Consider the following 14,607-nt stretch of genomic DNA (forward strand, 5'->3'; position numbering starts at 1 on the left):
GAACCTTACGGTCCCTGAAGACTAAACAGCGAGAGCTATTTCCTCTTAGAAAGGAGGTGATCCAGCCGCAGGTTCTCCTACGGCTACCTTGTTACGACTTCACCCCAATCACCAGCCCCACCTTCGACAGCTGCCTCCCTTGCGGGTTAGCCCACTGGCTTCGGGTGTTGCCGGCTCTCATGGTGTGACGGGCGGTGTGTACAAGGCCCGGGAACGTATTCACCGCGGCATGCTGATCCGCGATTACTAGCAACTCCAGCTTCATGTAGGCGAGTTGCAGCCTACAATCCGAACTGGGACCGGTTTTTGAGATTAGCTCCCCTCGCGGGTTTGCAACTCATTGTACCGGCCATTGTAGCACGTGTGTAGCCCAGAGCATAAGGGGCATGATGATTTGACGTCATCCCCACCTTCCTCCTGGTTAACCCAGGCAGTCCCTCTAGAGTGCCCAACCGAATTGCTGGCAACTAAAGGCAAGGGTTGCGCTCGTTGCGGGACTTAACCCAACATCTCACGACACGAGCTGACGACAACCATGCACCACCTGTCTCACCGTTCCCCGAAGGGCACCCCCGTGTTTCCACAGGGTTCGGTGGATGTCAAGCCCTGGTAAGGTTCTTCGCGTTGCTTCGAATTAAACCACATGCTCCGCTGCTTGTGCGGGCCCCCGTCAATTCCTTTGAGTTTTAATCTTGCGACCGTACTCCCCAGGCGGGGTACTTAATGCGTTAGCTGCGGCACAGAGGGCTTCGCCCCTACACCTAGTACCCATCGTTTACAGCGTGGACTACCAGGGTATCTAATCCTGTTTGCTCCCCACGCTTTCGTGCCTCAGCGTCAGTTACAGTCCAGAAAGCCGCCTTCGCCACTGGTGTTCCTCCCAATCTCTACGCATTTCACCGCTACACTGGGAATTCCGCTTTCCTCTCCTGCACTCTAGCTCTCCAGTTTGGAGTGCAGTTCCTGGGTTGAGCCCAGGGATTTCACACCCCACTTAAAGAGCCGCCTACGCACCCTTTACGCCCAGTAATTCCGGACAACGCTTGCCACCTACGTATTACCGCGGCTGCTGGCACGTAGTTAGCCGTGGCTTCCTCCTCCCTTACCGTCATTATCGTCAGGGAAGACAGAGCTTTACAACCCGAAGGCCTTCATCGCTCACGCGGCGTCGCTGCGTCAGGGTTTCCCCATTGCGCAATATTCCCCACTGCTGCCTCCCGTAGGAGTCTGGGCCGTGTCTCAGTCCCAGTGTGGCCGACCACCCTCTCAGGCCGGCTACCCATCGTCGCCTTGGTGAGCCGTTACCTCACCAACTAGCTAATGGGCCGCGGGCCCATCCTTGAGCGGAATTAACCTTTGGCTAAGACGCCATGCAGCATCTTAGCGTTATGCGGTATTAGCAGGCCTTTCGACCTGTTATCCCACTCTCAAGGGCAGGTTACCCACGTGTTACTCACCCGTCCGCCGCTGAGGTTCAAGAAGCAAGCTCCTATCCCCTCCGCTCGACTTGCATGTGTTAGGCACGCCGCCAGCGTTCGTCCTGAGCCAGGATCAAACTCTTATGTTATAACCTAGCTTTTATTTGGTACGTTCGCTCTCGCTGTTCAGTTTTCAAGGACCGTTGACGCTTATTTATATTATCACGTCTTTTTTATCTTGTCAACACCTTTTTATCGGTGTTTTTTATTTTCTTCTGTCGCCCGCTTCAAGCGACTTTTATATAATATCACGCTATCTATTGTAATTCATATTGAAATATACCGTTTAAATTAAATTATATTGATTTTGCTTTCATTTTCTTAATATATCTTTGTTAATATTTATATGATACTCTAGGTGTAGTTGTAAGTCGAAATATATAATAAAAAACTAATAAGACATTTATTATTAATGCCTTATTAGTTTTTTAAACTAACACCAACTATAGAAGTATTACTTCATAGACATTGCAAATTCTATTACCATATTACCTACATTCAAAAACTGTTTATCACCCTATTTTACTTGTAAAAGTTTTAGATTTCTGTTTTACTTTATTTACAAAGTAAATTATTATCATACACACAACCCCACCAGATGTATCTATAAGCACATCTCTAAAAGCTGGACCTCTTCCTGGAACAAAACTCTGATGAAATTCATCTGATGCAGCATATAAGAAAGTAATTATAAGTGCAAATATTGTACTTGAAGTAAAATAAAAATCTTCCCTTAATGCATTATATAATAAAAAATATAATATAAAATACTCTGTAAAATGTGCAGCCTTTCTAATGATAAAATCTGCCTTACCACTTAATATAGAATTAATATCTATTCCAAGTGTATTTAAGATTTCAACTATAAATTTGTTATTTTCACTTGATTTGTCTCCACTTTGGCTTGAAAATAAAAAAATAATCCCCATCCAAATAAAAACAAGAATCCATTTTTTAATTTTTCTATTCATCTTTTTCACCTCAAATTTAGTAAAAATCTTAACTATACTATCATTTATATACAATAGTAATGATAATTATTTTGCTCATTACTATATTAACAAGTTTTTCATTAATCTCTTTTCACATCTAAATAATATAATAAACTTTCTTATGTAAATATACTACAAAAATTTTATATAACAAAAACTAAGTACAATTTATGAATCAACATAAATATTTTTTGATAACTATTTTAATAAAAATATTCTTACTTAAAGAAATTTCTATATCAACTATTTACAAATAACCAAAACAAAAAGCCTTAGAGATTATTCTCTAAGGCTCTTGGAGCGGGTGATGGGAATCGAACCCACACAACCAGCTTGGAAGGCTGGGACTCTACCATTGAGCTACACCCGCATGGTGGTGACCCCTAGGGGACTCGAACCCCTGTTACCACCGTGAAAGGGTGGTGTCTTAACCGCTTGACCAAGGGGCCATACTATCCGGCAACGACCTACTCTCCCACACCGAATTGGTGCAGTACCATCGGCCCTGTGGTTAAATACCGTGCTCGGAATGGGAACGGGTGTTTCCTCCGCGGCATTGTCACCGGATTAGTTCTTTCAAAACTGCACAGCCTATATGATCAAGCCCTCGACCTATTAGTACCAGTCAGCTAAACGCCTCACGACGCTTACACCTCTGGCCTATCAACCTGATGTTCTTTCAGGGGTCTTACTAGCTTAACGCTATGGGAAATCTCATCTTGAGGTGGGCTTCGCGCTTAGATGCCTTCAGCGCTTATCCCTTCCGAACTTGGCTACCCAGCTGTGCCACTGGCGTGACAACTGGTGCACCAGAGGTTCGTCCATCCCGGTCCTCTCGTACTAAGGACAGCTCCTCTCAAATTTCCTACGCCCGCGACGGATAGGGACCGAACTGTCTCACGACGTTCTGAACCCAGCTCGCGTGCCGCTTTAATGGGCGAACAGCCCAACCCTTGGGACCTACTTCAGCCCCAGGATGCGACGAGCCGACATCGAGGTGCCAAACCTCCCCGTCGATGTGGACTCTTGGGGAGATCAGCCTGTTATCCCCGAGGTAGCTTTTATCCGTTGAGCGATGGCCCTTCCACTCGGTACCACCGGATCACTAAGCCCGACTTTCGTCACTGCTCGACTTGTCAGTCTCACAGTTAGGCTCCCTTCTGCCTTTGCACTCTACGCGCGATTTCCAACCGCACTGAGGGAACCTTTGGGCGCCTCCGTTACTCTTTAGGAGGCGACCGCCCCAGTCAAACTGCCCGCCTAACAATGTCCCGTGACCAGATTCATGGCCTCCGGTTAGAGCTTCAGTATCATCAGGGTGGTATCCCAACGTCGGCTCCATAGCGCCTAGCGACGCTACTTCTCTGCCTCCCACCTATCCTGTACAGACAATACCGAAACTCAATGCTAAGCTGCAGTAAAGCTCTACGGGGTCTTTCCGTCCAATCGCGGGTAACAAGCATCTTCACTTGTACTACAATTTCGCCGGGTCCCTTGTTGAGACAGCGCCCAGGTCGTTACGCCATTCGTGCGGGTCGGAACTTACCCGACAAGGAATTTCGCTACCTTAGGACCGTTATAGTTACGGCCGCCGTTTACTGGGGCTTCGGTTCAAAGCTTCGCTTGCGCTAACCTTTCCCCTTAACCTTCCAGCACCGGGCAGGCGTCAGCCCCTATACATCGTCTTTCGACTTAGCAGAGACCTGTGTTTTTGCTAAACAGTCGCCTGGGCCTATTCTCTGCGGCCTACCTTGCGGTAGGCACCCTTCTCCCGAAGTTACGGGGTCAATTTGCCGAGTTCCTTAACAAGGGTTCTCCCGCTCGCCTTAGGATTCTCTCCTCACCTACCTGTGTCGGTTTGCGGTACGGGCACCAGCATCCTCGATAGAGGCTTTTCTCGGCAGTGTGAAATCAGCTGCTTCGTCTTACGACTCCCCATCAACACTCAGCTTATCCTCCCGGATTTGCCTGGGAGGCACGCCTTGTGCCTTAGACACACATATCCATCAGTGTGCTCAGCCTATCCTCCTGCGTCACCCCATCTCTCAAACGGCTACTGGTGGTATCGGAATATCAACCGATTGTCCATCACCTACGCCTTTCGGCCTCGGCTTAGGTCCCGACTAACCCTCAGCGGACGAGCCTTCCTGAGGAAACCTTAGGTTTTCGGCGAATAGGATTCTCACCTATTTCTCGCTACTTATGCCAGCATTCTCACTTCTTAGCAGTCCACCAGTCCTTCCGGTCTGACTTCTACCCGCTAAGAAAGCTCCCTACCACCCGTTAGGGTCCATAGCTTCGGTGGTATGTTTGAGCCCCGGACATCTTCGGCGCAGGACCTCTCGACCAGTGAGCTATTACGCACTCTTTAAATGAATGGCTGCTTCTAAGCCAACATCCTGGTTGTCTTGGAAATCCCACATCCTTTTCCACTTAACATACACTTTGGGACCTTAGCTGATGGTCTGGGCTGTTTCCCTTTGACCACGGATCTTATCACTCGTAGTCTGACTCCCGGGCATCAAGATCATGGCATTCGGAGTTTGATAAGGTTCGGTAACCTAGACGGCCCCTAGCCCATTCAGTGCTCTACCTCCACGTCTCTAACCCGAGGCTAGCCCTAAAGCTATTTCGGGGAGAACCAGCTATCTCCGAGTTCGATTGGAATTTCTCCGCTATCCACAGCTCATCCCATGGTTTTTCAACACCAACGTGGTTCGGGCCTCCAGTGAGTTTTACCTCACCTTCACCCTGTCCATGGATAGGTCACCCGGTTTCGGGTCTACGGCATGCAACTTTTCGCCCTTTTCAGACTCGGTTTCCCTACGGCTTCACACCTTAAGTGCTTAACCTCGCTACATACCGTAACTCGCTGGCTCGTTCTACAAAAGCACGCCGTCAGGCCTTAACGCCCTCCGACTGCTTGTAGGCACACGGTTTCAGGTTCTATTTCACTCCCCTCCCGGGGTTCTTTTCACCTTTCCCTCACGGTACTATACGCTATCGGTCACCAGGTAGTATTTAGCCTTGGGAGGTGGTCCTCCCTGCTTCCCACAGGGTTTCACGTGTCCCGTGGTACTCTGGATCAGGTCTAGCTTAAATTCTCTTTCGCCTACAGGGCTATTACCTTCTGTGGCCGGCCTTTCCAGGCCTCTTCGACTAGAGATTTTAAACCGTTATGACCTGTCCGCAACCCCAGAGTTTCCTCTGGTTTGGGCTCTTCCCCTTTCGCTCGCCGCTACTTAGGGAATCGATTATTCTTTCTCTTCCTCCGGGTACTTAGATGTTTCAGTTCCCCGGGTGTGCCCTCCTTAACCTATGGATTCAGTTAAGGATACCTAGTGTTTACTAGGTGGGTTCCCCCATTCGGACATCTGCGGATCACAGCCTGTTTGCGGCTACCCGCAGCTTTTCGCAGCTTACCACGTCCTTCTTCGGCTCCTGGTGCCAAGGCATCCACCATGCGCCCTTTGTAGCTTGATCTTACAAAGAACTTGTTACCTTTGGCTGTGCAGTTTTCAAAGAACTTAGAACCTTACGGTCCCTGAAGACTAAACAGCGAGAGCTATTTCCTCTTAGAAAGGAGGTGATCCAGCCGCAGGTTCTCCTACGGCTACCTTGTTACGACTTCACCCCAATCACCAGCCCCACCTTCGACAGCTGCCTCCCTTGCGGGTTAGCCCACTGGCTTCGGGTGTTGCCGGCTCTCATGGTGTGACGGGCGGTGTGTACAAGGCCCGGGAACGTATTCACCGCGGCATGTTGATCCGCGATTACTAGCAACTCCAGCTTCATGTAGGCGAGTTGCAGCCTACAATCCGAACTGGGACCGGTTTTTGAGATTAGCTCCCCTCGCGGGTTTGCAACTCATTGTACCGGCCATTGTAGCACGTGTGTAGCCCAGAGCATAAGGGGCATGATGATTTGACGTCATCCCCACCTTCCTCCTGGTTAACCCAGGCAGTCCCTCTAGAGTGCCCAACCGAATTGCTGGCAACTAAAGGCAAGGGTTGCGCTCGTTGCGGGACTTAACCCAACATCTCACGACACGAGCTGACGACAACCATGCACCACCTGTCTCACCGTTCCCCGAAGGGCACCCCCGTGTTTCCACAGGGTTCGGTGGATGTCAAGCCCTGGTAAGGTTCTTCGCGTTGCTTCGAATTAAACCACATGCTCCGCTGCTTGTGCGGGCCCCCGTCAATTCCTTTGAGTTTTAATCTTGCGACCGTACTCCCCAGGCGGGGTACTTAATGCGTTAGCTGCGGCACAGAGGGCTTCGCCCCTACACCTAGTACCCATCGTTTACAGCGTGGACTACCAGGGTATCTAATCCTGTTTGCTCCCCACGCTTTCGTGCCTCAGCGTCAGTTACAGTCCAGAAAGCCGCCTTCGCCACTGGTGTTCCTCCCAATCTCTACGCATTTCACCGCTACACTGGGAATTCCGCTTTCCTCTCCTGCACTCTAGCTCTCCAGTTTGAGTGCAGTTCCTGGGTTGAGCCCAGGGATTTCACACCCCACTTAAAGAGCCGCCTACGCACCCTTTACGCCCAGTAATTCCGGACAACGCTTGCCACCTACGTATTACCGCGGCTGCTGGCACGTAGTTAGCCGTGGCTTCCTCCTCCCTTACCGTCATTATCGTCAGGGAAGACAGAGCTTTACAACCCGAAGGCCTTCATCGCTCACGCGGCGTCGCTGCGTCAGGGTTTCCCCATTGCGCAATATTCCCCACTGCTGCCTCCCGTAGGAGTCTGGGCCGTGTCTCAGTCCCAGTGTGGCCGACCACCCTCTCAGGCCGGCTACCCATCGTCGCCTTGGTGAGCCGTTACCTCACCAACTAGCTAATGGGCCGCGGGCCCATCCTTGAGCGGAATTAACCTTTGGCTAAGACGCCATGCAGCATCTTAGCGTTATGCGGTATTAGCAGGCCTTTCGACCTGTTATCCCCCTCTCAAGGGCAGGTTACCCACGTGTTACTCACCCGTCCGCCGCTGAGGTTCAAGAAGCAAGCTCCTATCCCCTCCGCTCGACTTGCATGTGTTAGGCACGCCGCCAGCGTTCGTCCTGAGCCAGGATCAAACTCTTATGTTATAACCTAGCTTTTATTTGGTACGTTCGTTCTCGCTGTTCAGTTTTCAAGGACCGTATCCTTAGCGTTAATTAATATTAACACATCAAACTTAACTTGTCAACTACATTTTTCGTCATCTTTCGTCGCCATCTCGCGGCGACTTTTGTATAATATCATCTTTAACCTAAACAATTCTTGTTTTGTAGTTTTGTTATATAGAATTATATTATTTATTCTCTATTTTTCTTTTAATTTCTCTTAATTTCTTATATCAACACACTAGGATATGTTGTAAATTAATTTTATACCCCATTTATAACTCCATATTTTTATATTGGAAAAAATATTTCACTACTATATAATTAATATTGATTTTATTTAAAGGGGGACTTAACTTGATAAATCAGTTTATTAACAAAGCCAAAGAGGATGTAGTTTTATCTATTTCTTTTATTCTTGCTTTAGTTACATCATTTTTTAACATACCTAAAATTAGCTATATTGATTTTAAAGTTTTAATTTCATTATTCAATCTAATGGTTGTTATAGAAGCTTTTGAAAAACAAAAGTTATTAGAAATGATTTCTATTAGAATCTTAGACAAATTTCACAAAGAAAGAAGCGTTTCATTAATACTTATTCTAATAACATTCTTATTTTCAATGTTTATAACAAATGATGTGGCACTTATAACATTTGTTCCTCTTACACTTATAATTGCCAAGAAAGCTAAAATAAATCCTATGGAAATAATCGTTTTTCAAACTTTGGCTGCTAACATCGGAAGTAGCTTAACTCCTATGGGTAATCCTCAAAACCTATTTCTATACTCAAAGTTTAATCTAACCATAGGTATATTTCTAAAAACTATGTTACCCTTTGTATTATTAGGACTTTTTGTTTTGATATTATTGAATTTACTTATTCCTAATAAAAGCATAAATTTCCATATAGAAGAAGTGAATATTAAAGATAAAAAGATTACACTTATTTTTATTTGTTTATTTATTTTAATCCTATTATCAATATTTAATATAATAAACTACTATATTGCATTTTTGTAACTTTAGTTGTCACTTTTATTTTTGATAAAGAACTCCTAAAAGAAGTAGATTATGCTCTTTTATTAACTTTTGTTTTCTTTTTATATTCATCGGGAACCTATCTAACATTGAAATTGTTCGAAATATATTTGTAAACGTTTTGAGCAGACCAAAATCCACATTTTTATCTTCAGTTGCTTTAAGTCAATTTGTTAGTAACGTTCCTTGTGCAATACTTCTTTCTGGTTTTAGTAATAATTATAAAGAATTACTTTTAGGTGTAGACATAGGAGGAATGGGTACTTTAATTGCATCCTTGGCCAGCGTCATTTCTTACAAATTTTATATTAACGAATATAAAGAAAATAAAAAGAATTATCTATCAAAATTCACACTATACAATTTTCTGTTACTTGTTTTATTTACAACAATATTTTGGTTCATAATATAAAAAAGTGGCTCAATGCCACTTTTATTCATACCTATCAAACTTAACTCTATTTTCCTCATATCTATCTACAAATTTATTTTCTTCTAATGGATATCCAACAGGCACTATTGAAAATACATCTATATTTTCCGGTAAATTAAAAATACCCTTAACATATTCCATTCTTTCCTTTAATGGAGCAATTCCCAACCAAACAGCTCCAAGCCCTAGATATACGGCTTCTAATAGTAGGTTTTGTGTCGCTGCTGCAATATCCTGTTGCCAATACTCAGGATACTTCATATACTTTTTATTACATAAAAGAACTATTGCTAAATTTGCCTTTGCAATCATTTTTGAATATGGACTTACACTTGATAGTTTTTCTAATATCGCTTTGTCCTTTACCACTATAAACTCCCAAGGTCTTTGATTTCCAGCAGATGGTGCCTGCATAGCTGCTCTAAGTAATTTTTCTATTTTTTCTTTTTCAACTTCTTTATCCTGATATCTTCTTATACTTCTCCTTTTAAATATAACTTCCATTTTATCCCCCTATTATATAATTACTTTTTATATTTTTCTCCCTCTTTCCAGCACCTACCTATAACTTCACCTACACTTAGATACTGTCTATTTGGCATTTCGAATAAAACTGGTTTTACCTTTGTATAATCAATTTGCCCTTTTTCATTAAGTACCTCTTGTTTTACATAAGTATTAATTGGCTTTACTATGAAATTATCATGTGTCTTTGTTTCATAATTATCTACAACTTCACACTCCATGCAAATTGGTGCATTCTCTATAAGTGGAGCTCCTTTTAGTTCTCCAGTAAAATATCTAAATACTTTTTCTTTATTTACCCTTGCTCCTGAAACCATACCTACATAATCAGCCTCTATAAGCATTTCTTCACTTATGATGTTTATAGATAACGTTTTATTTTGTTTTATACCCTCATTACTATAATGGACTTTATTCATGCTAATAAGCATTTTATCCACTCCTACAATGCCTATATGAGCAATGTTAATCCAATTTACCCTATTATCTATTTCAGTACCTACTATGGTTACTGGTGTTGGATATAATGCAACAGTTGCACCTAAATTTTTATGCATAATTTACCTCCACAAATAATTTATCATTTTATAAAAAATACAGACTTATTTTTATAATTATTATACATATACTGCTTTTATTTAACAATTAGTATATATTATGTAAGATACTATCAGTATAGTAAGTAGTAATATGCACTTTTCGTATACCTATTTACACCTAATTAAACAGTATATTTAGCAATTCACAAGGTTAGATAACAAACTTCAATAAAATAAAGAAGTTGAAGAATGAGTAAATAAAATAAAAAGGTTCTATAATAAATGTTGGGGCGTAGACCCAGCATATTTTTTACAAAAAATATGTGCACCTGATTAGACACCTGGTAAAATTAAAATAACCAAACAAAAACCTTACCTGAAAGGAGGCATCCATCAAGTGCACACTAATAATTCTATCAAAAATTTATTAGGTTTTAAAGATGTTATTATAAAAAGATTATTCATAATGACACGTACATTGAGATATACTTAGAAACTAAGAAAAAATTTGTACTTGCCCTAATTGTAATTCCAAAGTTACAAGAGTTCACGATTATAGAATTCAGCGTATTAAAGACATACCCTTATTCTTTAAACATACTTTTATCATTCTTAAAAAACGTAGATATCGTTGTAATGCCTGCGGCAAAAATTTTATGAACATATAGAATTTTTACCTCGTTATCATAGAATAACTAATAGATTAGCTATGTTTGTAATTTATGAATTATCTAATGAATATAGTATGACATCAGTTGCTAGAAAAACTAATCTATCTATCGATACTATAAAACGTATTTTTGATAATGTATCTTACTCTTCTCCTACTAATTTACCTAAAATAATATCTATAGATGAATTTAAAGGTAACTCTGGTGGTTCTAAATATCATTGTGCAATAGTCGATCCTGTTAATCATAAAATACTAGACATTATTAAAGATAGAAAAGAGCATATTCTTATAGATTATTTTAGAAAAATTAAAAATCGCGATAGCGTTACACACTTTATTTGTGATATGTGGCAACCCTATATTGATTTAGCTAAAACTTATTTCAAAAATGCTGTAATTGTTATAGATAAATTTCACTATATTAGACAAGTCATATGGGCAGTAGAAGCGGTAAGAAAACGTATCCAAAGAGAACTATCAATTAAATTAAGAAAATACTTTAAAAGAAGTAAAAGCTTATTTTAAAAAGATATGGCTTACTTGATACAGATTCAAAGTTAGCTTTACAAGTTATGTTTTCTTATAATAGTGAATTAGCAATTGCCCACACTTTAAAGGAAAAGTTATTGAGTATTATTGATGCTTCACCTTCTTCTAACGAAGCTCGTGTCCTCTTAAAAGATTGGATTAAACTTGCACAAAATAGTGGTATCAATGAATTGAAAAGATGTGCAAATACCTATATCAGATATTTTAATGAGATTTGTAATTCTTTTGATATTCCTTATACAAATGCTTGTATAGAAGGATTTAATAATAAAATCAAAGTTATTAAAAGAATAGCCTTCGGCTATAGAAATTTTGATAGATTCAGGAATAGAATTCTTCATTGTTGTAATAAATAATCTGTTAAATATTGTATTTTAGGAAATCCAACTATCGTTGGTCTTTTTGTCGTGCAATTTTTTAAGGGTAAACTCCCCTCATCCTATCTATCTTGCTAAAATCATTATCAAATAAGAAAGGACAGGCATTCTAATCTAATGCCCGCCCCAACTATTGACAAAGAGCCAATAAAAAAACACATAGTTGAAAAATTCAACTATGTGTTTTACTGGAGCGGGAAACGGGACTCGAACCCGCGGCATTCACCTTGGCAAGGTGACGCTCTACCAACTGAGCTATTCCCGCATATAAAAATTGGTGGCCAGAGCCGGAATCGAACCAGCGACACGGGGATTTTCAGTCCCCTGCTCTACCTACTGAGCTATCTGGCCAGATGGTGCGGGCGGAGGGACTTGAACCCCCACGCACTGGGCACTAGATCCTAAGTCTAGCGCGTCTGCCAATTCCGCCACGCCCGCATATTATGGTGGGCCATCGGGGACTCGAACCCAGGACACCCTGATTAAGAGTCAGGTGCTCTACCAACTGAGCTAATGGCCCATATATATTAGCCTTACGGCTATGTAAACTGGTGAGCCACCGGGGAATCGAACCCCGGACACCAAGATTAAAAGTCTTGTGCTCTACCGACTGAGCTAGTGGCTCTAATGGCTGGGCAGGCTGGACTCGAACCAACGAATGCGGGAGTCAAAGTCCCGTGCCTTACCGACTTGGCGACTGCCCATCGTATTAATTGGGGTGGATAGTGGGAGTCGAACCCACGACCTCAAGAGCCACAATCTTGCACTCTAACCAACTGAGCTATACCCACCATATGGTGCGCCTTGAGAGATTCGAACTCCCGACACACGGCTTAGAAGGCCGTTGCTCTATCCAACTGAGCTAAAGGCGCATATTGGAGCGGGTGATGGGAATCGAACCCACACAACCAGCTTGGAAGGCTGGGACTCTACCATTGAGCTACACCCGCATGGTGGTGACCCCTAGGGGACTCGAACCCCTGTTACCACCGTGAAAGGGTGGTGTCTTAACCGCTTGACCAAGGGGCCATACTATCCGGCAACGACCTACTCTCCCACACCGAATTGGTGCAGTACCATCGGCCCTGCGGAGCTTAACCTTCGTGTTCGGAATGGGAACGGGTGTTTCCTCCGCGGCATTGTCACCGGATTAGTTCTTTCAAAACTGCACAGCCTATATGATCAAGCCCTCGACCTATTAGTACCAGTCAGCTAAACGCCTCACGACGCTTACACCTCTGGCCTATCAACCTGATGTTCTTTCAGGGGTCTTACTAGCTTAACGCTATGGGAAATCTCATCTTGAGGTGGGCTTCGCGCTTAGATGCCTTCAGCGCTTATCCCTTCCGAACTTGGCTACCCAGCTGTGCCACTGGCGTGACAACTGGTGCACCAGAGGTTCGTCCATCCCGGTCCTCTCGTACTAAGGACAGCTCCTCTCAAATTTCCTACGCCCGCGACGGATAGGGACCGAACTGTCTCACGACGTTCTGAACCCAGCTCGCGTGCCGCTTTAATGGGCGAACAGCCCAACCCTTGGGACCTACTTCAGCCCCAGGATGCGACGAGCCGACATCGAGGTGCCAAACCTCCCCGTCGATGTGGACTCTTGGGGAGATCAGCCTGTTATCCCCGAGGTAGCTTTTATCCGTTGAGCGATGGCCCTTCCACTCGGTACCACCGGATCACTAAGCCCGACTTTCGTCACTGCTCGACTTGTCAGTCTCACAGTTAGGCTCCCTTCTGCCTTTGCACTCTACGCGCGATTTCCAACCGCACTGAGGGAACCTTTGGGCGCCTCCGTTACTCTTTAGGAGGCGACCGCCCCAGTCAAACTGCCCGCCTAACAATGTCCCGTGACCAGATTCATGGCCTCCGGTTAGAGCTTCAGTATCATCAGGGTGGTATCCCAACGTCGGCTCCATAGCGCCTAGCGACGCTACTTCTCTGCCTCCCACCTATCCTGTACAGACAATACCGAAACTCAATGCTAAGCTGCAGTAAAGCTCTACGGGGTCTTTCCGTCCAATCGCGGGTAACAAGCATCTTCACTTGTACTACAATTTCGCCGGGTCCCTTGTTGAGACAGCGCCCAGGTCGTTACGCCATTCGTGCGGGTCGGAACTTACCCGACAAGGAATTTCGCTACCTTAGGACCGTTATAGTTACGGCCGCCGTTTACTGGGGCTTCGGTTCAAAGCTTCGCTTGCGCTAACCTTTCCCCTTAACCTTCCAGCACCGGGCAGGCGTCAGCCCCTATACATCGTCTTTCGACTTAGCAGAGACCTGTGTTTTTGCTAAACAGTCGCCTGGGCCTATTCTCTGCGGCCTACCTTGCGGTAGGCACCCCTTCTCCCGAAGTTACGGGGTCAATTTGCCGAGTTCCTTAACAAGGGTTCTCCCGCTCGCCTTAGGATTCTCTCCTCACCTACCTGTGTCGGTTTGCGGTACGGGCACCAGCATCCTCGATAGAGGCTTTTCTCGGCAGTGTGAAATCAGCTGCTTCGTCTTACGACTCCCCATCAACACTCAGCTTATCCTCCCGGATTTGCCTGGGAGGCACGCCTTGTGCCTTAGACACACATATCCATCAGTGTGCTCAGCCTATCCTCCTGCGTCACCCCATCTCTCAAACGGCTACTGGTGGTATCGGAATATCAACCGATTGTCCATCACCTACGCCTTTCGGCCTCGGCTTAGGTCCCGACTAACCCTCAGCGGACGAGCCTTCCTGAGGAAACCTTAGGTTTTCGGCGAATAGGATTCTCACCTATTTCTCGCTACTTATGCCAGCATTCTCACTTCTTAGCAGTCCACCAGTCCTTCCGGTCTGACTTCTACCCGCTAAGAAAGCTCCCTACCACCCGTTAGGGTCCATAGCTT

The 14,607-nt window shown here is 44.3% G+C and carries 6 protein-coding genes, 12 tRNA genes, 6 rRNA genes and 1 pseudogene (1 of these 25 cut by a window edge); 4 read left to right on the plus strand and 21 right to left on the minus strand.

Annotated elements, in window-relative coordinates; all coding sequences use genetic code 11:
• Window positions 1–49 precede the first annotated feature (49 nt).
• The 7 genes from PL321_RS07920 to PL321_RS07950 all read right to left on the minus strand — a co-directional run bounded on the left by PL321_RS07920 (window position 50) and on the right by PL321_RS07950 (window position 7,566).
• A 16S ribosomal RNA gene (locus tag PL321_RS07920) occupies window positions 50–1,567 on the minus strand.
• A 423-nt stretch (window positions 1,568–1,990) separates the two neighbouring features.
• Entirely contained in the window at window positions 1,991–2,449 is a 459-nt protein-coding gene (locus PL321_RS07925; protein WP_273964131.1) for a VanZ family protein, read from the minus strand.
• Between the two features lie 317 nt (window positions 2,450–2,766).
• Window positions 2,767–2,840 (minus strand) — tRNA-Gly (locus PL321_RS07930).
• A gap of 4 nt (window positions 2,841–2,844) precedes the next feature.
• Window positions 2,845–2,919 (minus strand) — tRNA-Glu (locus PL321_RS07935).
• Between the two features lie 5 nt (window positions 2,920–2,924).
• A 5S ribosomal RNA gene (gene rrf / locus PL321_RS07940) occupies window positions 2,925–3,037 on the minus strand.
• Between the two features lie 28 nt (window positions 3,038–3,065).
• Window positions 3,066–5,953, minus strand: a 23S ribosomal RNA gene (locus PL321_RS07945).
• A 96-nt stretch (window positions 5,954–6,049) separates the two neighbouring features.
• Window positions 6,050–7,566: ribosomal RNA gene (locus tag PL321_RS07950) — 16S ribosomal RNA — on the minus strand.
• The 16S, 23S and 5S rRNA genes sit together here with 2 tRNA genes alongside, the layout of an rRNA operon.
• A 375-nt stretch (window positions 7,567–7,941) precedes the next feature.
• Here PL321_RS07950 and PL321_RS07955 point away from each other — a divergent pair.
• Both PL321_RS07955 and PL321_RS07960 read left to right on the plus strand, forming a co-directional pair.
• Entirely contained in the window at window positions 7,942–8,610 is a 669-nt protein-coding gene (locus PL321_RS07955; protein ID WP_273964132.1) for an SLC13 family permease, read from the plus strand.
• Between the two features lie 139 nt (window positions 8,611–8,749).
• The gene (locus tag PL321_RS07960; RefSeq protein WP_273964134.1) at window positions 8,750–9,040 is read left to right on the plus strand and encodes a citrate transporter; all 291 of its coding nucleotides are present in this window, start codon (window positions 8,750–8,752) and stop codon (window positions 9,038–9,040) included.
• Window positions 9,041–9,061: 21 nt separating this feature from the next.
• Here PL321_RS07960 and PL321_RS07965 read toward each other — a convergent pair whose 3' ends face one another.
• Window positions 9,062–9,565: a nitroreductase family protein gene (locus PL321_RS07965; protein WP_273964135.1), complete on the minus strand. Its 504-nt coding sequence runs from the start codon at window positions 9,563–9,565 to the stop codon at window positions 9,062–9,064.
• Window positions 9,566–9,585: 20 nt separating this feature from the next.
• A complete protein-coding gene (locus tag PL321_RS07970) occupies window positions 9,586–10,143 on the minus strand; it encodes a flavin reductase family protein (RefSeq protein ID WP_273964136.1) in 558 nt (185 codons plus the stop codon).
• 488 nt (window positions 10,144–10,631) lie between these two features.
• On the opposite strand from PL321_RS07970, the gene PL321_RS21200 reads away from it, so the two are divergent.
• Together PL321_RS21200 and PL321_RS07980 are read left to right on the plus strand one after the other, a co-directional pair.
• Window positions 10,632–10,793, plus strand: a complete 162-nt coding sequence (locus PL321_RS21200; protein ID WP_443110716.1) for a transposase family protein — start codon at window positions 10,632–10,634, stop codon at window positions 10,791–10,793.
• Window positions 10,790–11,703, plus strand: a pseudogene (locus PL321_RS07980) (ISL3 family transposase). The gene PL321_RS21200 and the pseudogene PL321_RS07980 overlap by 4 nt, the downstream one beginning before the upstream one ends.
• 210 nt (window positions 11,704–11,913) lie before the next feature.
• Here the strand turns inward: PL321_RS07980 and PL321_RS07985 are convergent.
• From PL321_RS07985 to PL321_RS08040, 12 genes are all read right to left on the minus strand, one after another.
• Window positions 11,914–11,989, minus strand: a tRNA-Gly gene (locus PL321_RS07985).
• 10 nt (window positions 11,990–11,999) lie between these two features.
• A tRNA-Phe gene (locus tag PL321_RS07990) sits at window positions 12,000–12,075 on the minus strand.
• A 3-nt stretch (window positions 12,076–12,078) separates the two neighbouring features.
• Window positions 12,079–12,162, minus strand: a tRNA-Leu gene (locus tag PL321_RS07995).
• A gap of 6 nt (window positions 12,163–12,168) precedes the next feature.
• Window positions 12,169–12,244: transfer RNA gene (locus PL321_RS08000), tRNA-Lys, on the minus strand.
• A gap of 29 nt (window positions 12,245–12,273) precedes the next feature.
• Window positions 12,274–12,349 (minus strand) — tRNA-Lys (locus PL321_RS08005).
• A gap of 3 nt (window positions 12,350–12,352) precedes the next feature.
• Window positions 12,353–12,428, minus strand: a tRNA-Gln gene (locus tag PL321_RS08010).
• Window positions 12,429–12,438: 10 nt separating this feature from the next.
• Window positions 12,439–12,515, minus strand: a tRNA-His gene (locus PL321_RS08015).
• A 4-nt stretch (window positions 12,516–12,519) separates the two neighbouring features.
• Window positions 12,520–12,596: transfer RNA gene (locus tag PL321_RS08020), tRNA-Arg, on the minus strand.
• Between the two features lie 4 nt (window positions 12,597–12,600).
• Window positions 12,601–12,674 (minus strand) — tRNA-Gly (locus PL321_RS08025).
• Window positions 12,675–12,678: 4 nt separating this feature from the next.
• Window positions 12,679–12,753, minus strand: a tRNA-Glu gene (locus tag PL321_RS08030).
• A gap of 5 nt (window positions 12,754–12,758) precedes the next feature.
• Window positions 12,759–12,874: ribosomal RNA gene (gene rrf, locus PL321_RS08035) — 5S ribosomal RNA — on the minus strand.
• Between the two features lie 28 nt (window positions 12,875–12,902).
• A 23S ribosomal RNA gene (locus PL321_RS08040) occupies window positions 12,903–14,607 on the minus strand; it runs 1,183 nt beyond the window's last position.

Source organism: Caloramator sp. mosi_1, assembly GCF_028622835.1.
Lineage (GTDB): Bacteria > Bacillota > Clostridia > Clostridiales > Caloramatoraceae > Thermobrachium.